Consider the following 17,614-nt stretch of genomic DNA (forward strand, 5'->3'; position numbering starts at 1 on the left):
CCCGCACTTGAGTTATGTACTGCTTACTAACCAGTTTCCCTATTTTAATTGTAATGTAAACAAGGAAAATTGCCCAGCCAGCTGTCTTTTTCTGTTAAAAGCCCTTTTTTTATTTCCTTTATTGTTTTTCTTATAATAAAAACAGATAATAGGAACAGACAACCATTTCGGGAGGAATTATATGTATATTTTTTTAATGATTGCTGCCTTCGTCGTCTGTATTGCTGCCCTTATTATAACATTGCGGCTGGGAAAGTCGGAATCAGACAAGGCGAAGATCTACGAAAAAGCCGAGAATCGGCATGAGCAGGAGCTGCATCGTTCGATAGATTATGAAAAAAGTTCGATGAAAGAAAATGTGCCCTTGCTGATTGTCATTTACGGAGCGACTTTTTTGATAGCCGTCGCCTTGTTTCTGATTTTTTTCTATTTTCCCTTCTAATAAGGTGCCGGGACAAAACATGACCAACAAAGCAAAAACCGAGCGAATGCTAAATGCCAATCAAATTCGTTCGGTTTTATTTGTATATTTTCTTTTTATCCTGTTGTTTGATACGTGCTTCGAATCGCTACGTTTTTGTGCTCTGATTTCCACATGATCAAGACAAGATAAACCGTACTCTTCTATTGACTGATAGGTATCAAACAGTGACGAAGACGAAAATCAGCATGGGGGTTCCTTTATTCTTTACAATCTGATAATGGCATAAATAAGCGGTTTCCATGCAGCTCAGCTTTCTATCTGTAACAGAAATAGGGCAACACGGAAATCACTGAAGAGAAGGTATCTCCTTCAACGGAGGCAAGGTACGCAGACTCCAGCGGGATGAGCGCGAGCTGAAGATCCACTTGGCAAAGCGGTATTCTTTGCCAAGTTAGCTGAAGCCGTGCCCGCGGAAAGCGAAGTACCTTGCCGGAGTGGAACGTTGCACTTTTCATAGCATTTGCTTTTAGCTCATCAAAAAAACCGAACGAATGATCGTTCGGTTTTCATTTTGGTCACGGTGCTTTTGTCCCAGGCTCCTTTTATTTTTGCCTGTACCTCTCATGGCTTCGGGTGGAAGGGCTGAAGCTTCAACCTGTTTTGTTCCACTCCTCTTTATAAACTGGATTTTTATTTTCTTGACTCCTGTAGCACAGCCGTTTTGTTGCCCGTAAAAGCAGTGTTTATTGATTGGGCAGAATGGCATTCCTTCTTCCCTAACAGGTTAGGTATAAATTACCAGTGATTATCTAGTTGTAAAATGTTCGTCTTCTGCATATAATAAGAACAAACGTTCCCTTTAAGGAGTGAAAACAAATGAAAACAATGCTTCACCTGGCCATGGAAAACAAAAAAAAGCTGGAAATGATTTATCAGTCTAAAAGCGGGGGGCTGTCACAGCGTATAGTCCGAATTCTCCAAATCAAAGAAGAACAGGTGGTGGCTTACTGTTATTCCCGCAGACAAGTCAGGACTTTTCGCCTTGACAACATTTTGGCTGTTCACCCGGCAGAAAAACTGCGGCGTCAGGGGGCGTGACTCATGCAAGGCAAACATCAGGACCGGGGAACCATTAAATGGACTTCCCTCATGCTGCCCGAGCATGTGGAAATGCTCAATCAATGGTATGAATCAGAAAAGGACGTAGAAAAGCCGATTCTCAGTAGTGATAAATTGGAGGAAATGCAGCGAACGATCATGCAGGCGATCGAATACAAACAAAAGGTTTCCCTTTACTTCTATGAAGCACAGCGAATCGAAATGCTGGAAGGTTTCATAAAAGGAACGGGAATGGGAAAACTTGAAATCGAAAACCACGAGGGTATCGAATTTATCCCCGTCGAAGCAATCGTGGATGTGGAACTGATTGAATAAACTTGCAGACTTCCGTGAGAAGGAGACAGATACATGGGCACATTAAGTGCTTTTTCAGGATTCATCGTCATCCTGCTCGTTCTCCTCTTCTTCCGGAGCCAGTTCCACATCATCCAGTTCGAGCCAGGAAAGCATTTCCCTTACTACTGTATTTATTTTTTCGTTCACCATTTTATCCCCGTACTTCTTTTTGGCCCGTGCAATATTGTCGAGGACATCCTGACCAAAATCAATGATTGGTGCATCGTTTTCCAGGTTGTTGAATAAATCGAGAATTTCATCAAGCGCTTTGTCGAAACGTTTGCTTTCCAATTCGGTTGCTTTCATATTTATCACCCAACCATAGGGTATCCGAAATACCGAAAAATAACAGCTATACCGATGTCTTATAGACCCGCTTATTGTTTTGGCCTTTCACCGCTTCACTTTTTTTACCAGTCTTCTTTTTACTGGTTTTGGTTTCAGAATCGATTCGGCTAGGGTATAATGGAACATACGTTCGTTAAGGAGGAGTAATTGTGCGTTATCTCAGCGAAGAACAACTTTCTGTTGCTTCCCGTTTTCTATTTCTTTCCATGGCGATTGTGGTCATCCAGAAGGATCTGCAAAGCATTCAAACAGGAAGTTTCAAAATCAAAGAACCCTATACAGACCTGCTTGGCAAAATGGAACTGGAAGCTGTAGCAGAACGCCGACAGCTTCGGAGCCGCATGGCAAAAGAACAGCTGCAGGTCGTCTCTTTAAATAAAAACGATTCCTTCTCCTCCTTTTTATTTATCTGCCAGGGACGAGAGGAAAAAAGAAACTATTTTAATCCTGCGGTTCGAAAAAAAGTAGAAAACATTCTACGGGAACTTATACAAAAGGCTCAGCAACCACATCAGCATTATTCTTCCACAAATACTTAATCCGGTGATCGAGCAAGTAACGAAATTGCGCCGTCCTTTGAATTTGGTTCAAAATGATGCCGTGAGAAACAGGGAGTGTAATGGAAATTCCATTCTTGAAGAAAATTTCTGTGGATTGATTCGCAGCCTTGCTGATTCTATCAACATGCGAGTGGGCAATCCACGAGCATTGAGGGCTGTTAGGAGAAGCTGTGGGGAAAAAATACATACCGCTTGAAGGATCGATGGAGACAGGTACTTTATGCGTAATATTGCATATATCCTTGGTCCCTTCCTGCCTGCCCCGCAGACTGCTCCCAAAAAACTTGCAGGCAAGATCGATGATTTTACTTGCCGGCTGTTTCACTTGGATTGTTTCTTCTTCTTCCAGGACACGGGAGGAAAACCTGTTACCTTTTTCCCCTCCAATGACGGCAAGGGTAAGCGGAGTTACTTCGTAATGTGTTTCATACATCATAGACTACCATCCCTTCATTCAATAGTTAGGCAAGTGAAAGGCCTACTCCTAATTTACCAGAAAATTGCATAAAATGGTAGAATAAATTGAATTTTTTGTAAAATAACACAGCTATTTGTCATGTTTTTCTTCGCTAAATGAAAACGGTTTAATCAATGCATGCAGGTTTGCTATACTCTAGCTATATTAATAAAGGAGGAGACGCCATGTGGAAAAAGAACAAAAAACAGAAAAACGATTCGCAGCAGAAACAACTCCCCGTTAGACCGGTAAGCCTTTCAGAAGTAAAAGACGCCGTCCGGCGATACAGCGCCGAGCTGGCTTCTGAAATACCTTTACAAGTAATCATCAACTCGGACCGGACGATTGATTATCAGCTGCTGGCTCCCTATTTGGAAGCCAAACCGCAACAGACGTACTATATGTCCCGGGAAACATATGAAATCTTCGAGGAGAAAGATAAACAGCTCGCCGAAGACCTGGATAAAGTTCAGCAAGCTGTCGATCATTATCGTGAGCAAACCGGGAAACTTCCGATAACGGAAGGAGACCCTGACAAACAAGTCAACTACTTGAAACTGGAAAAACTCGGATTGTTGTCCAACCGTCCGGATCGTCCCTTTTTCATTACAGAGGATGAAGATATGGTCACCCACCGCCAGCCTTAAAGCGGTGTTTCAAGCAGTCGGCGTTTACTTTCCTCCAGTTCCGCTATTTTTCGTTTTACATCTCCGGACAGTTCCTTCAGCTTGGCCACTGTCCGATCTGTTTCTCTTTTGACCGTGCTGACTTGTTCAAGCGAATCCTGGATTTGACCCTGGATGAACCAATCTGTTATCAGGCCGTCGAAAAAGTAATCCGCCACTGTCCAGCCGCCGGATATGGACACATCGACCGCAAACGAGTTACCGATATCATTCAGTTCATGTGAAAATTTTCGCAATAGCCGTTGGGCCTCGTGTACCTCGTTACTGGCATCGTCAATCCGTCCGTGTTTAATTGCCGTCGTTATCATTCCGCCGCCGAACATATCGAGCGTTCCCCAGTTTTCGGCACTGTGCAAAGATTCTTCCGCATTGGCAAGAGCCCTTGAAGCATCCCAGCCGGCAGCCAGCGCTTCTTGAATTTCTTTGGCGTCCGCCCGCAACTCACCGATTGCTTCCGATAAATCAAGCAGCTCCTCTCCTGCCCGATGCCCATGGTCCAGCAAATACTTCTCTTTTTTCTCCAACAGACGGTCCACCTCTTTTTCCGGATAACCGAGGGTTTGAATTCTGTCAGAGAGCCGACTATGTTCCCGTTCCAATTCTTCCCTCGCAGTTCGCGCTTCCTTCCACTTTAATTGGGCTTCCAGGACCTCTTGCCGTTCTTTGTCAAGTACTTCTTCCTTCTTTCCGGCGATCGACATGAAAACACCTTTAAGGCTGACTCCCTCCAGTTTTTCCACATCGATCTTTTCGTCTTCCAGTCTTCGTTTCATTCGGGCTTCCGTTTCCCGCAAATCTTGCAGCTGGGCCGTCATGACGGAAAGCTGGTTATCCAATTTTTGCTTCTCCCTCATTTTTTCTTTTTCGTTCATTAGTTGTTCTTGAAAATCAATCATCAAGTTCATCCCATCCCTTCTCGTTTATTTACGAAGAACTCCCCGAATTGGTTTCACGATCAACCAGCTCTTCCTCAATCCGATCGATTCGCTCCTGAATCGGCGGATGACTGAACCGCAGCCACTCTATCCAGGAAGCTGGATCCACATCGCTCTTCGACTGCTCTGCCATCCGTCGAAAACTGGAAATACCCGCCCGCAGCTGGTCATTGTCGCTTTTCTCTACTGCATAACGATCTGCTGAAGCCTCGATTTGCCTGGAAACAGCTAATGAGAGCGGTTGTGCCGCACTAAGCAGCAATGAAAAAATCAACAGCAAAATCGGAACAGCTCGTAAATCATTCCCACTATGGAGTGAATGTTTATTTAGCATATTCCGGCAGGCGACCCGGTAAAGCACCGCCCCGGCATAAAGCAGAAGCAAACTCAATACAAGATAACCCGCCACTCCTATGTACACATGGTGCTTTACATAATGACCGATTTCATGGCTGAGAATAAACAGTACTTCCTCCTGCGGCATCCCTTTCAACGTCGTATCCCACAAGACAATCCGGGCATTCCCCATTATTCCGGTGACATAGGCATTAAAAGTTGTAGTTTTTTGACTCATGTCTACTTGAAGAAGGGTAGCATCTTCCAATCCCGCTTTTTCTGTCAAGTCCTCGATTGCTGTACGGAGCGGTCCAGGCTCCATCACAGCGAAGTCCTCATATAGTGGATCGATCCAAACCGGCTGAATATACACCACAAACACAGCTGCCGGAAGGGCAATCAGCCATAAACCGAACCACCAGTTTTTAAATCTGCCCATCAAAATCAACGCCACATAAATACCAACTGATAAAACGAGCCAAAAGAACAAACTGTCCAGTCCAAGCTCATAGAACCAGTTTCCGATTGTTTGATTACTGGTTCCTTCTCTCCTGCTGATGGCAAACCAAATGACAAGGAACGGAAGGCGAACGAACTGATAAGCGACAGTCAGCAGCAGTGTAAAAAGCAATGTCCTTGACCAAAGTCTTCCTGCGATCCGCTCGATCCTGTCCATCCAGACCATCGACCAGCCTTTTTTGATGATGACGTAAAGCAACAGCCACTCAAGTGGCAGCTTGGAAAAATACATAGCATGCGCCATAGCGGCGTAATCGGAATCCCCAAACGTCTCCAAGGGATAAAAAAACAGGAAATAACCCCATACAATCATAAGAAAAAACAAATAAGCGGCCAGCAATTTTTTCATGTGGACTTCCTCCTGCCGGAATTTTCATTCTTAGAAAAACGAATCCCCCACCATGCCGGCAGGAGATTCTTAAATTTTACCATATTCTTTTATTTGTCATCAGCTTATAACTCAGCCACTTTATCACGCAGCTGCTTTCGCAAAATTTTTCCCGTCGTGTTTTTCGGCAGTTCATCCAAGAACTCAACAACGGCAGGCACTTTATATTTAGCAAGCCGTTCTCCGCAAAAAGCGATGACATCCGCCTCTTTCAATGTATTGTTTTCTGTGACGACAAAGGTGACGACAGTCTCTCCCTGCTCAGGATCCGGCATACCGACGACAGCTACTTCCGCAATATCGGGGTGCTCGTATAATACCTCTTCCACCTCGCGCGGATAGACATTGTAACCGCCGACCAAAATCATATCCTTGCGCCTGTCAACGATATAAAAATAACCTTCATCATCCATTCTCGCCATATCTCCTGTATATAACCAACCGTCCCGCAGTACTGCTTCCGTTTCCTCCGGCAGCTTGTAGTATCCCGCCATTACATTTGGACCCCGGACGACTAATTCCCCAACTTCACCAGGCGGAAGCTCGTTCCCCAGCTCGTCTACCACCTTATTCTCGACATTTTTAATGTTGGTACCGATGGAACCAGGTTTCCGTTCACGATCCAGTGGATTGAAACAAGTAACGGGCGATGCTTCCGACAAACCATACCCTTCAGATACCATCACCCCGAATTTCTGTTCGAAATTCTTCAATAATGCCACTGGCATAGCAGCCCCGCCGGAAATACAAAGCCTGATGCTCTTGAAGTCATCCACATGCCCTCCAGGTGTTTGCAGCAAATAATTGTACATTGTCGGAACTCCGGCAAAGACGGTTGCCTTTTGCTCTTTTGCCAGTTTGAACACTGCTTCAGGGGAAAACTTCGGTACAATCAACACTGTTCCCCCATTCATCAATGGCGCATTCAACGCTACCGTCAAACAGAAAACGTGGAACATTGGAAGGGCAGCAATAACTTTATCTCCACCATCCATTTCCAGGTAATCTGCCGTATCCTTGGCATTGGAATAAAGATTGCGATGTGTGAGCATTGCGCCTTTTGGTTTTCCCGTCGTACCCGAAGTATAGAGTACCAGCGCTACATCCTCTTCTCTAAGCTCCGGCCGGTCAAAGTGCATATTCCCAACTTCCATCATTTTTGAAAACGATTTCATTTTTGCTGACAAGATGCCATCGGCTGTCTCGGTTCCAGCTCCTGTTTCCGCAATAATGACATGCTCTACCTCTTCGAGAACATCCGCCATCTGCACGAACTTTCCGGCAAGGATATCCATCGTGATGATTCCTTTGACGTCCCCGTTTTGCAAGATATACGACATTTCATCGGGCGTATAAATCGGATTGATGGGAATGGCAATAACCCCTGCCCGCAACGCCCCGTATAATCCGATTACAAAATGCGGACTATTCCCGACAATCAGTGCGAGATGGTCTCCTTTTTGATAACCAAGCTCTGACAGACTATCGGCAAATTTGTTGATCATGCCTTCCAATTCAAGATAACTCGTTTCGGTGCCTTCAAATATGTATGCCGTTTTCTCGGGATGTTGTTTGGCAGTGATAGAAATTTGATCACTAATGTTCATGATACTCCTCCCCCTGAATGAATGGTCATTCACTATGGCCTTAACTACTATTATAAGCCAAACCTTTTTTTCTAGCAAGAAGGCATTAGAAAAAACAGGGAACGCGGAAAGACAGATGAATGGCTCCACCCGGAGGGGATTGCATCCTCTACGAGAATCAGAGGACTTTAATTATTTTTCGACCGATTTGACTGGTATAGGAAAAGTTAAAAGAAAAAGCCGAACGGGTTCGAATTGAGCATTCGAATCATCGTTCGGCCTATGACTTGTGTGCTTTTCTACAATAACTCAATAAATTAAATCAACAAACTCTTCTCGAGTGATTTTGCCAAGATAATGGCTGATATCGATGCCGGTCAATGCTTCTTCGATTGCCTGGCGGTTATAGCGGACACCGGTAAGCTTTGCTTCAACATCCTCAATATCTCCTACACCGAAGAAATCGCCGTAAATTTTCACATTTTCAATCGTGCCTTTTTTGACATCAAGCCGAACATCGACAGAACCTGCCGGAAACTTATGGGACTGTTGAATATTAAATGCAGGAGAACGGCCGTAATTCCAATCCCAACGCTGGTAACGCTCTTCAGAAAGCTGATGGATATTCTTCCAGTCTTCCTCTGTCAGTTTATACTGCGGAACGTCTTTGACATCTTCTACATCGAAAATGTAACGCAGGATCAATGCTTTAAACTCATCCATCGTGATCTTTTCATCAAGAAATTCGGATATGTTGGCCACACGGCTGCGAATCGATTTTATTCCCTTGGATTTAATTTTTTCCATTTTGACATTCAAAGCCGAAACAACATTTTCAATTTCGGAATCAAGCATCAGTGTACCATGGCTGAACATCCGGCCTCTCGTAGAAAACTGGGCATTTCCGGAAATTTTTCTTCCATCCACCACAATATCGTTGCGTCCCTTAAGCTCGGCTTTAACGCCAAGCTTTTGCAACGCATCGGTCACCGGCTCGGTGAATTTCGCAAAGTCATGGAAGCTGTTGCCATCATCTTTGGTAATAAAACTGAAGTTCAAGTTACCTTCGTCATGGTAAACTGCTCCGCCTCCCGAAAGTCTGCGAACAACGTGAATCCCGTTGGAGTCTACATAATTGGTGTTGATTTCCTCAATGGTATTTTGGTTTTTTCCGATGATAATAGAAGGCTCATTAATATAGAACAGTAAATATGTATCATCTGCTCCGAAGTTTTTCAGAATATATTCTTCTATCGCTAAATTGATATGTGGATCGGTAATACCCTCGTTATCGATAAACAACATGATTATATCCTCCTTATTGCTTGTCTTTTCTTATTTTATCGAAAGTCGCAGACAAGAGCAATCCATGGGACTTTTTTACCCTTGCCATGTCCATCCCTCATAAGCCAACTGGATGGATCCCTCAAATTGCTGCCTGGCTTCTGTAACTAAATCCTGTCTATCTCCAAAGTGGGGGAGGTGTGTGAGAAGCAGTTGTTTTACATTTGCGGAAGCAGCAAGTCGACCGCATTGAGCGCTCGTCATATGTCCCGCTTTGGCGGCGTCCTGTCCATGGTAAAAACTGCACTCACTGATAAGCAAATCGGCATCGCTGCTGAACCGTACCAATTTCTGATCAAAGCTACTATCCGCTGTGTAGACGATTTCTTGCTTTCCGTTGCTAATCCGTATCGCAAAGCATGGAACCGGATGTGTTGTCCTTTGAAAGGTGAACTGGAAAGGGCCGATTTCCAACGTATCATCATACTGATAAGCAATTCCTTCGGTAAATTGGTGGGTCAGAGCGGAAAAACCTGTTTCATCTTCGCCATGTCCGTAAATCGTCAGTTTATCGTTCGTTCGATGCAGACTGTTCTGAACCAGCCAGCTGTACTGCAACACCCCGATATCTGCTATATGATCTTGGTGGTAATGGGACAAAACAACTGCATCAAGGCCCTTTACATCGACAAAACGTTGCAGCCTGGAAAGCGCACCACTGCCACAATCAATCAAACACCGAAAACCATCCTGCTCGAGAAGATAGGCAGAAGTGGCTTCTCCTTTCTCCGGATATGCTCCCCAATAGCCAATCACTGTCCATTTCATGGGCATTCACCTCTTTTAAATTGTTATGAAACAGATGGTTGATTTTTTAAACCTGTTATAATACAATAAAACCACAACAACATGTGGAGGGGATTTTCTTTGCTGAGCATTGTGGAATTTTTTAAAAACCTGCCGCGAAAAAAGTGTCACAATTGTGGAAAAGAAATACTCGAAAAAGCCGATTGTTACGGTAATTTATGTGACCATTGCGATCACCCCGCCAGATAAAGAGCCGGAAACTCACCACTCAAAGCCAACATATCCAGCTTGCAGAAAGTTTCTGCAAGCTTTCCTTTTTTGCTTCAGGCTGGATGCCTCAATGCTGCATACAATCACAATTTCTCTGTGGTACCAGGTTGGACGCTACGCTATAAAGTGACCGGGACAAAAGCATGGCCACCAAAGCAAAAACCAATCAAATTCGCTCTTTTTTTACTTGTGTGTTCCAGCTTTATTTTTCCTGTTGGTTGATTCGTGCTTCGCATCGCTACGTTTTCGTGGTCTGGTATCCACATATCAGGACAAAATGAAACTAAACAGTGACGAAGACGAAAAATCAACAGGGGGTACTTCAGAAATAAGAGATAAGATCAACAGCATAAGAAAGAAAATACTCTTCGCTTCCATGCCGTTTAGCTTCCTCTCCATAACAGCAATAGACAAAACGGAAATTACGCCAGAAAAGAAACCATCCTCATTCAACGGAGGCAAGGTGCGTAGACTCCTGCGGGATGAGCGGGAGCTGAAGATCCAATTGGCAAAACGGTTTGCTTTGCCAAGTTAGCTGAAGCCGTCCCCGCGGAAAGCGAAGTACCTTGCCGGAGTGGAGCGCGATTCAGACGAGAAGGATAAAAATGGTTTGCTTCTTCTAACAAAAACCGAACGAATTCATTCATCGTTCGGTTTTTGTATTGGTCGCTATGCTGTTGTCCCAGCTCTTTTTTCGTTTCTTTATCTTTGATGATGTAAGAATGACAACACCTGCTCAACCGCAGCTTCGCCCTGATCGATACAGTCAGGAATACCGATTCCTTCATAGGAACTACCCGCCAAAAATAAACCGGGAAGGTCTGCTTCCATCTTAGCACGGACATGATTCAAACGGTCTTTATGTCCAACTGCATATTGTGGCATAGCATTTTTCCAACGGCTCACCACGGCAAATTCCGGTTCCTTGGTAATTTTCATGATTTTCTTTAAATCATGAAGCACAATGTCGACAATTTCCTGATCTGATAGATCAACTACCTGCTCATCCCCTGGCCTGCCGATATAACAACGAAGTAGTGCTTTGCCCTCAGGCGCAGATTGCGGCCACTTTTTATGGGTCCATGTGCAAGCAGTGATCCTATAATCACTGTTTCGGGATACGACAAACCCTGTACCATCGACATCTTTTTTGAATGCAGACTGGTCAAAGGCTAAAGCGACGTTGGCAACAGATGTAGCCGGCATTTCTTTGAACGCATCCATGAACTCATATTGACTGAGCATCCGTCTAGCTGCAAAGTGCGGTGTCGCCATCACTACCGAATCAGCTTGGACAACGGTCCCATCACTGAGCAGCAGATGATAATGGTCATCCTTCTGTTCAATATGGTCCACCCCTGTCCCTTTCACGACCGTTCCCGGCTCAAGCTTGTGTTCTACAGCGTCCACCAAGGATTCGAGGCCATTTTTAAGCGAATAAAACATGCTTGGCTTTTTCCCTTTGTTATTTTTCTTCTTCGGCACAGTCTTACGCAAGCCTTTTACCAGGCTGCGGTGCTCCTGCTCCAACTCGTAAAAGTTAGGGAATGTCGCCATCAGGCTAAGTTCGTCGATATCTCCGGCATATATACCGGAAAGTAGCGGCTCCACCAGATTTTCGACCAGCTCATCGCCGAAACGACGACGGAAAAACAAACCTAACGATTGATCACCGGTCTGTTTTCCTTTTGGCCTGATAAAATCCAATCCGGCCCGCAGTTTCCCTTTGGCAGAAAAAATGCCAGAAAACAAAAATGGACTTACTTGAGTGGGAATGCCCATATAAGAACCGCCCGGCATTTTATGCAGCTTCTTGTCTACTAAAATATACGACTGACCGGTTCCATTCTTTATCAAATCATCCTCCAAGCCTGCTTCCTTTACCAAACGTGCCGCAGAAGGCTTACGAATCAAAAACGAGTCTGGGCCGCGTTCGAACGTATAGCCATCGCGTTTGACAGATTTGATTTTCCCGCCGAGACGATCGCTTGCTTCCACAAGCTTCACTTTATATGGAAGCTGTTCTTCTTTTATCTTTTTCTGTAAGTAATAGGCAGCAGTCAGGCCGGTGATACCCCCGCCGATGATAGCAATTTGCTTCGATTCACGCATGTTGATCATTACTTTGACGGTATTTCCGCAAAACTACATCTGCCAAGGTATGAAGGAATTCCGGCTTTGCGTTCGGCATTTCCGGACGGTAGTAGTTCGCGCCCAGTTCGTCACATACGACCTTGCATTCATAATCATTGTCATATAATACTTCCAAATGGTTGACGACAAATCCAACCGGGGCATAAACAAAAGAACGATAGCCTTTTTCATGATAAAGCTCCCTTGTCAAGTCCTGAACATCCGGGCCCAACCAAGGATCCGGAGTGTTCCCCTCGCTTTGCCAGCCCAATTCGTACTGTTCAATGCCAGTAGCTTCCGAAATCAGCTCGGCAGTCCGTTTCAATTGATCTGGATAAGGGTCGCCATGTTCCAGAATCTTTTCAGGAAGACTATGTGCCGAAACGACCAAAACAGCTTTCTCTTTTTCCTGCTCGTCCATTTGACCGTAAACTTTGGAAATAGCTTTTACCCAGTAATCGATAAAGCCTGGTTCATCATACCAGCTTTCGACCGAGGTGATTTGCGGTCTGCCGTGTTTTTCTGCTTCCTTCTGAGCGCGGCCGTTATATGACTTCACACTGAAAGTGGAATAGTGTGGAGCCAGCACCAATGATACAGCTTCTTCGATTCCATCAGCCGCCATCTGCCCGACTGCATCCTCGATAAACGGTTCGATGTGCTTCAAGCCAAGGTAATGGACGAATTCCACTTCATCTTGGATTTCATTGAGACGGTCTTCGATGCCTTGCGCCTGTTGTTTGGTGATTTCTGCCAGCGGTGAAATACCGCCGATAGCCCGATACCTTTCGGTCAAATCCTCCAGCATTTCCGGTGTCGGCTTTCTGCCGTGCCGGATGTCTGTATAATAGCGTTCAATGTCTTCTTCTTTATATGGCGTACCATAAGCCATTACCAGTAAACCAATTTTTTTCTTTGCCACTTTCCAACACCTCTTAGCTTTTTATCTCTTATTCCTAATTTCTCTATTACCGTTATTTGCGGCGGGAGTAATCATGGATGAAATCTGTCAGCCTTTTCAAGGTTGCCGGTTCGATTTCCGGCGTCACACCATGACCTAAGTTAAAGACAAAGCCCGGTTGGCCTTCCGCTTCATCCAAAATCGCCTGCGCTTTCATTTCCGTTGCCTTCCAGTCTGAAACGAGCAGAGCCGGATCAAGGTTACCTTGCAGTGTTTTGGCAATTCCCATTTCCCGTGCCTCCGTAACCGAAGTCCGCCAATCGAGACCGAGGACATCAACCGGAAGATCATTCCATTCCAAAATCAGATGGCGTGCCCCTACCCCAAACAAAATCAATGGAACACCCTCACTTTTTAGTTCTGAAAAAATCCGCTGCATCACCGGTTTGATGTATTCTCGGTAATCAGCTGCATGCAAGGTGCCTACCCATGAGTCAAAAATTTGGAAGGCTTTCGCGCCAGCCTGTATTTGCGCCTTTGCATACGTGATTGTCATGTCGGCCAGCTTATCCATCAATGCAAACCATGCTGCTGGGTCGCTATACATCATCGCTTTGGTTTTATGGTAATTCTTTGATGGTCCGCCTTCAATCATATAGCTTGCCAACGTGAACGGTGCGCCGCTGAACCCGATCAATGGTACATCCAGTTGCTCTTCTGCAAGAAGTCTGATTGTCTCCAGTACATAAGGCACATCGGAGACAGGATCAATCGCTCCGAGTTTTTCCACATCGCTCTTGGACCGAATCGGCTTGTCGATCACCGGTCCGATACCCGACTTGATTTCCACATCTACCCCAATGGCCGGAAGCGGCGACATGATGTCTTTGTATAAAATCGCGGCGTCGACCCCATAGTGTTCGACCGGAAGTCTTGTCACATATGCGCAAAGCTCTGGTTGATGGGTAATTTCAAACAGTGAGTATTTTTCTTTTAACTCCCGGTATTCTTTCTGTGACCGTCCCGCCTGTCGCATATACCATACAGGCGTATAGTCGGTCGGTTCCCCCCTGAATGCTTTCAGGATTGTATCATTGATTGTTCTTGCCATCCGTTTCACCCTTTATCTCTAATCCATTCCATAATCACTATACCGATTAATAAATTTGATGTATAGCAATTGGCCTTATTTGTCACTAATTTGTGCGTTATTGCACAATCAGTCGATTTTCCGCTATTTTCTTCCCGGTCATATCACGTTAGGACGTAACCTTAGACAGATATTGAAATGTTCTTCTTTTTAGTAAAGTCACGGACTGGGGGAGAAGGCTTTCCAGCCGTCTCCGTGTAACGGGCCGTGTATTTCCACTGTGTTAAATGCCTGCTCATATAAAACCTCATCGGCATTCGCTCGCGATTTTCAACTAGTTAACACCCTAATCCCCATTATCAGAAGTCAAGAGATATCACGGCTTGATTCGATGCTTTTCCTCTCTGGCCTGTCAGCGGGTCGACAGGTACTACATAATAAGAAGCTTGATCAAATAACCCGATATGGTTGATTTGATAGGTTCCCTTTCCTTCCACTTCACCGATTTTTTGTTCGTTCCCATTTTTGACGCGATAGACTTCGTATTGAACCCGATCATCCGTGGAAGCTGTCCATGTCAATTTCCCGCGCACCAACGACAAGCCGCCAAAACTATAACCGGCGGACAAATCTGTGATTTCGGGCAACTCGACTGGTTCTTCTACATCTTTGACATTTTCCGGCTGTTCAAACACATCGGCCAAGTTCTCTTGCTTTCCTAGATCGTTTAAAATCGCTTTTGTCAATTTGGTGGGTACATCGCTCCCCGCCGTCAGGTAACGCGAATCATCCACTTGGTCATAGCCAATCCAAAGGGCGCTGGTATATTCCGGTGTGAAGCCGGCGAACCAGGCGTCCTTGATTTTCCCTTCTGCGTATGGATGTTGGGTGGAGCCGGTTTTTCCAGCCAAAGCCCCAGAATAGTTGCCGGCTTTTCCTGTTCCTTTATCGACCACTGCTTCCAGCATGCGAACCATATTCCACGCAGTCTGAGCCGAAAACACCTGCTCAGGCTTTTTGGTCTGACTTTCCAGCAGTTCTCCATCCCGATCATAAATGCTGTTGATGGCCATAGCGTCCTCCATTTTTCCGCCATTCGGAAAGGTTCCGTAAGCCTGGGCAAGCTGTAACGGGGACATCCCTTTCTCAAGACCTCCGAGTGCAATGGCCAATCCATCATCAGGAAGCGAAATGTCCATCTTCTCTAAATATTCTTTTGCATAGGAAATTCCTATTTCATTCAATAACCACACTGCCGGCGCGTTTTTCGATTCCTGCAGTGCTTCATACATCGTCACCTTTCCTCCGTAGCTGCCGTCGTAATTTCGGGCAGTATAATCCCCATAACTCCGCTCTTCATCGGTGAGCAGAGAATAAGGCGTATATTCTTCCAACATCATTGCAGGGCCATACACAGCAAGTGGTTTCATGGTAGAACCGGGCTGTCTGGGGGTTGTAACGCGGTTTACGTTGCCGATTTGATAATCACGACCACCGACTGCAGCAGCTATTTCGCCCGTCTCGTGATTGATCAACACAAAGGACCCTTCCACCCCTGATGCCGATCCTTGAAAATACTCATCTTGCTGAAAATGTTCATAGGCAGTCCGTTGGGCTGTCTCGTCGACATTGACGACAAGCCGGTAACCGCCCCGCTTCAGTTCCGGAAGTGTAAGCTGATATTTTTCCGCTGCTTCTTTTATTGCCAAATCCATATAGGAAGCATCCCATGGGTTATCTTCCTCTTCCTGCTGATCGACTCCCAGCGTTTTCCCTTGTAGCTGCAGCGTTTCTTGCGTCTTCAGCATATCAAGCCGGTTCATTTGCTGTAATACCAGATCACGCCGCTCTTTTGCTTTGTCTTCATCTATCAGCGGTGAATAGGTATTAGGTGCTTTCGACATTGCCGCAAGCAACGCCCCTTCTGTGATGGTCAGTTCGTCAACCGGTTTACTGAAGTAAAATTCAGCTGCCGCTCCGACACCGTATATTCCATGGGCAAAATATATTTCATTCAAATAATATTCCAGAATTTTATTTTTGCTGAAGTTCCTCTCCAGATAAATCGCAGCCATAACTTCTTTCGTTTTTCGCATCCATGTCTTATCATTATGCAAAAATAAGTTTTTCGCCAGCTGCTGGGTTATAGTACTGCCGCCCTCCGCTTTTTCCATAGAGACAATATCCCGGAAAACAGCCCTTGTCACCGATTTGAAATCGACTCCGGCATGCTCGTAAAAACGATTGTCTTCGATCGCCACAAAAGCGTCTTCCACATGGTCGGGGATCTGTTTAATCGTCACCGGACGACGGTATTCATCATAGATCTCTCCGATTCTCTCCCCATCTTTTGTTTCCACTACTGTAGCTGCAGGCAATATCAAATCCTGCTCATCCACTACAAATCTGCCACCGAACAGAATAGTCAGGTACCCGGCCAAACCGAGTAAAAAAATAGCACCACCAATCATCAGCGGCCATTTCAAGCGGATGATCCACTTCAAGTAAATATCTATGTTCATAATTTCCACCTTTACTCAATCTTTCTACTGCTAAGGTAAAGCCATTCTTTTCATTATACGATAGATCACACACCCGATAAACAGAAAGTTGCCCGTTAGACGCCTCGATCTGTGGCCAAACTTTTTAATCCATCTGTATCCGCAAAGATGCTTGCATGGACTTGATCTGCTTGCTAAGCTTGAATTAAACAGGAAGAATACCCTTCACTATGATAGGGTATATTCAATGCATACCAACCATTTACCAAAAGGCAGGCGAGCGAAAATGAAAGCGCATATAACGAACGGGACTTATAATTTTCTCGTGAAAATTCAATCAGACCATCCTGATATTCCGATTTATTTGATGCAGGCAGGTGATTCCACACTAGCTTACTATGAAGGAAAAAAATCTTCTGTTTTTGAACAGGCGCGGGATTATGAAAGCTTTGTGGCGGATGGCGAGCTTCAACAAAGCGGTTTTGTGGTTATGAACAATATTCCCGTCACCTACGAGGGAAAACCGATTTTCGAAGACCAGTTTAAAAGGCGGGCCGGTTCCATGAACGATATCCCCGGCTTTCAGGCACTTCGTGTCTTGCGGCCCCTGCAGGGAAACAAATATGTGGTGATGGTTCAATGGAATTCGAGAGAAAGCTATCAAAATTGGAAGGATTCCGACGCGTTTGCTGCAGCTCATTCATCCTCCAAGTCTAAAAAGCGGCCTCCTTACCATGCAGGCCCATCCTATACAACAGAAGCCAATATGATCGAACCGACTTAAATATTTGCTATAAAAATGGCAAAAGCAGTCTTTCTTTAAGGCAAAAATGCAGTACTGGACAAAAGCATGGTCGCCAAAGTAAAAACCGGACGAATGTTTAATCGTCCGGTTTTTAAATGGTCACGACACTTTTGTCCAAGTCTCGCTTGC

The 17,614-nt window shown here is 45.1% G+C and carries 18 protein-coding genes; 7 read left to right on the forward strand and 11 right to left on the reverse strand.

Annotation, left to right across the window (positions count from 1 at the left end; genetic code table 11):
• Positions 1 to 181 precede the first annotated feature (181 nt).
• From F6X55_RS05520 to F6X55_RS05530, 3 genes are all read left to right on the forward strand, one after another.
• Positions 182 to 442, forward strand: a complete 261-nt coding sequence (locus F6X55_RS05520) for a hypothetical protein (protein WP_026571144.1) — start codon at positions 182 to 184, stop codon at positions 440 to 442.
• Between the two features lie 858 nt (positions 443 to 1,300).
• The gene (locus F6X55_RS05525; protein ID WP_026771765.1) at positions 1,301 to 1,522 is read left to right on the forward strand and encodes a WYL domain-containing protein; all 222 of its coding nucleotides are present in this window, start codon (positions 1,301 to 1,303) and stop codon (positions 1,520 to 1,522) included.
• 3 nt (positions 1,523 to 1,525) lie between these two features.
• Positions 1,526 to 1,858 carry a YolD-like family protein gene (locus F6X55_RS05530; protein WP_026571546.1) on the forward strand — a complete coding sequence of 111 codons (333 nt, stop codon included), beginning with the start codon at positions 1,526 to 1,528 and terminating at the stop codon, positions 1,856 to 1,858.
• Between the two features lie 54 nt (positions 1,859 to 1,912).
• Here the strand turns inward: F6X55_RS05530 and F6X55_RS05535 are convergent, their stop codons facing one another.
• Positions 1,913 to 2,185 (reverse strand): hypothetical protein, encoded by a 273-nt coding sequence (locus F6X55_RS05535; RefSeq protein ID WP_026571547.1) that lies wholly within the window; start codon positions 2,183 to 2,185, stop codon positions 1,913 to 1,915.
• 191 nt (positions 2,186 to 2,376) lie between these two features.
• On the opposite strand from F6X55_RS05535, the gene F6X55_RS05540 reads away from it, so the two are divergent.
• Positions 2,377 to 2,766, forward strand: coding sequence for a YhjD family protein (locus F6X55_RS05540; RefSeq protein WP_026571548.1), 390 nt, complete (start codon positions 2,377 to 2,379; stop codon positions 2,764 to 2,766).
• On the opposite strand, the gene F6X55_RS05545 is transcribed toward F6X55_RS05540, so the two are convergent.
• Positions 2,714 to 3,223, reverse strand: a complete 510-nt coding sequence (locus F6X55_RS05545) for a competence protein ComK (protein ID WP_026571549.1) — start codon at positions 3,221 to 3,223, stop codon at positions 2,714 to 2,716. The genes F6X55_RS05540 and F6X55_RS05545 overlap by 53 nt on opposite strands.
• Positions 3,224 to 3,429: 206 nt before the next feature.
• Between F6X55_RS05545 and F6X55_RS05550 the strand changes: the two genes are divergently transcribed.
• The gene (locus F6X55_RS05550; protein ID WP_026771767.1) at positions 3,430 to 3,891 is read left to right on the forward strand and encodes a DUF3939 domain-containing protein; all 462 of its coding nucleotides are present in this window, start codon (positions 3,430 to 3,432) and stop codon (positions 3,889 to 3,891) included.
• Here the strand turns inward: F6X55_RS05550 and F6X55_RS05555 are convergent.
• The 5 genes from F6X55_RS05555 to F6X55_RS05575 form a co-directional block, all read right to left on the reverse strand.
• Positions 3,888 to 4,826, reverse strand: a complete 939-nt coding sequence (locus tag F6X55_RS05555; protein WP_237648603.1) for a hypothetical protein — start codon at positions 4,824 to 4,826, stop codon at positions 3,888 to 3,890. The genes F6X55_RS05550 and F6X55_RS05555 overlap by 4 nt on opposite strands.
• Before the next feature lie 28 nt (positions 4,827 to 4,854).
• Positions 4,855 to 6,069 (reverse strand): M48 family metalloprotease, encoded by a 1,215-nt coding sequence (locus F6X55_RS05560; protein WP_153462313.1) that lies wholly within the window; start codon positions 6,067 to 6,069, stop codon positions 4,855 to 4,857.
• Between the two features lie 104 nt (positions 6,070 to 6,173).
• Positions 6,174 to 7,715: a fatty acid--CoA ligase family protein gene (locus tag F6X55_RS05565; protein ID WP_026571553.1), complete on the reverse strand. Its 1,542-nt coding sequence runs from the start codon at positions 7,713 to 7,715 to the stop codon at positions 6,174 to 6,176.
• 288 nt (positions 7,716 to 8,003) lie between these two features.
• Complete coding sequence (locus F6X55_RS05570) at positions 8,004 to 8,999, reverse strand: lipoate--protein ligase (RefSeq protein ID WP_153462315.1); 996 nt, start codon at positions 8,997 to 8,999, stop codon at positions 8,004 to 8,006.
• Positions 9,000 to 9,074: 75 nt separating this feature from the next.
• The gene (locus F6X55_RS05575) at positions 9,075 to 9,806 is read right to left on the reverse strand and encodes an MBL fold metallo-hydrolase (RefSeq protein ID WP_153462317.1); all 732 of its coding nucleotides are present in this window, start codon (positions 9,804 to 9,806) and stop codon (positions 9,075 to 9,077) included.
• Between the two features lie 99 nt (positions 9,807 to 9,905).
• On the opposite strand from F6X55_RS05575, the gene yhfH reads away from it, so the two are divergent.
• A complete protein-coding gene (gene yhfH / locus F6X55_RS05580) occupies positions 9,906 to 10,034 on the forward strand; it encodes a protein YhfH (RefSeq protein ID WP_175486759.1) in 129 nt (42 codons plus the stop codon).
• 723 nt (positions 10,035 to 10,757) lie between these two features.
• Here yhfH and hemY read toward each other — a convergent pair.
• The 4 genes from hemY to F6X55_RS05605 all read right to left on the reverse strand — a co-directional run bounded on the left by hemY (position 10,758) and on the right by F6X55_RS05605 (position 16,701).
• Positions 10,758 to 12,167, reverse strand: coding sequence for a protoporphyrinogen oxidase (gene hemY / locus F6X55_RS05590; RefSeq protein ID WP_153462321.1), 1,410 nt, complete (start codon positions 12,165 to 12,167; stop codon positions 10,758 to 10,760).
• Positions 12,160 to 13,110 carry a ferrochelatase gene (gene hemH / locus F6X55_RS05595; RefSeq protein WP_026569143.1) on the reverse strand — a complete coding sequence of 317 codons (951 nt, stop codon included), beginning with the start codon at positions 13,108 to 13,110 and terminating at the stop codon, positions 12,160 to 12,162. Before hemH ends, hemY begins: the two co-directional genes overlap by 8 nt.
• A gap of 52 nt (positions 13,111 to 13,162) precedes the next feature.
• Positions 13,163 to 14,200: a uroporphyrinogen decarboxylase gene (hemE, locus tag F6X55_RS05600; protein ID WP_026569142.1), complete on the reverse strand. Its 1,038-nt coding sequence runs from the start codon at positions 14,198 to 14,200 to the stop codon at positions 13,163 to 13,165.
• Positions 14,201 to 14,538: 338 nt separating this feature from the next.
• Complete coding sequence (locus F6X55_RS05605) at positions 14,539 to 16,701, reverse strand: transglycosylase domain-containing protein (RefSeq protein ID WP_237648604.1); 2,163 nt, start codon at positions 16,699 to 16,701, stop codon at positions 14,539 to 14,541.
• A gap of 265 nt (positions 16,702 to 16,966) precedes the next feature.
• On the opposite strand from F6X55_RS05605, the gene F6X55_RS05610 reads away from it, so the two are divergent.
• A complete protein-coding gene (locus tag F6X55_RS05610; protein WP_026771773.1) occupies positions 16,967 to 17,464 on the forward strand; it encodes an antibiotic biosynthesis monooxygenase family protein in 498 nt (165 codons plus the stop codon).
• The last annotated feature ends 150 nt before the right edge of the window (positions 17,465 to 17,614 follow it).

It is taken from the genome of Sediminibacillus terrae (assembly GCF_009602435.1).
Lineage (GTDB): Bacteria > Bacillota > Bacilli > Bacillales > Amphibacillaceae > Sediminibacillus > Sediminibacillus terrae.

Bases quoted from the DNA above. Each gene is read 5' to 3' on its own strand.
- F6X55_RS05570 (WP_153462315.1), bottom strand. From the start codon at position 8,999: ATGTTGTTTATCGATAACGAGGGTATTACCGATCCACATATCAATTTA.
- F6X55_RS05565 (WP_026571553.1), bottom strand. From the start codon at position 7,715: ATGAACATTAGTGATCAAATTTCTATCACTGCCAAACAACATCCCGAG.
- F6X55_RS05575 (WP_153462317.1), bottom strand. From the start codon at position 9,806: ATGAAATGGACAGTGATTGGCTATTGGGGAGCATATCCGGAGAAAGGA.
- F6X55_RS05530 (WP_026571546.1), top strand. From the start codon at position 1,526: ATGCAAGGCAAACATCAGGACCGGGGAACCATTAAATGGACTTCCCTC.
- hemE (WP_026569142.1), bottom strand. From the start codon at position 14,200: ATGGCAAGAACAATCAATGATACAATCCTGAAAGCATTCAGGGGGGAA.
- F6X55_RS05525 (WP_026771765.1), top strand. From the start codon at position 1,301: ATGAAAACAATGCTTCACCTGGCCATGGAAAACAAAAAAAAGCTGGAA.
- F6X55_RS05545 (WP_026571549.1), bottom strand. From the start codon at position 3,223: ATGATGTATGAAACACATTACGAAGTAACTCCGCTTACCCTTGCCGTC.
- F6X55_RS05610 (WP_026771773.1), top strand. From the start codon at position 16,967: ATGAAAGCGCATATAACGAACGGGACTTATAATTTTCTCGTGAAAATT.
- F6X55_RS05555 (WP_237648603.1), bottom strand. From the start codon at position 4,826: ATGATTGATTTTCAAGAACAACTAATGAACGAAAAAGAAAAAATGAGG.
- F6X55_RS05550 (WP_026771767.1), top strand. From the start codon at position 3,430: ATGTGGAAAAAGAACAAAAAACAGAAAAACGATTCGCAGCAGAAACAA.
- F6X55_RS05520 (WP_026571144.1), top strand. From the start codon at position 182: ATGTATATTTTTTTAATGATTGCTGCCTTCGTCGTCTGTATTGCTGCC.
- F6X55_RS05560 (WP_153462313.1), bottom strand. From the start codon at position 6,069: ATGAAAAAATTGCTGGCCGCTTATTTGTTTTTTCTTATGATTGTATGG.
- F6X55_RS05605 (WP_237648604.1), bottom strand. From the start codon at position 16,701: ATGAACATAGATATTTACTTGAAGTGGATCATCCGCTTGAAATGGCCG.
- hemY (WP_153462321.1), bottom strand. From the start codon at position 12,167: ATGCGTGAATCGAAGCAAATTGCTATCATCGGCGGGGGTATCACCGGC.
- F6X55_RS05535 (WP_026571547.1), bottom strand. From the start codon at position 2,185: ATGAAAGCAACCGAATTGGAAAGCAAACGTTTCGACAAAGCGCTTGAT.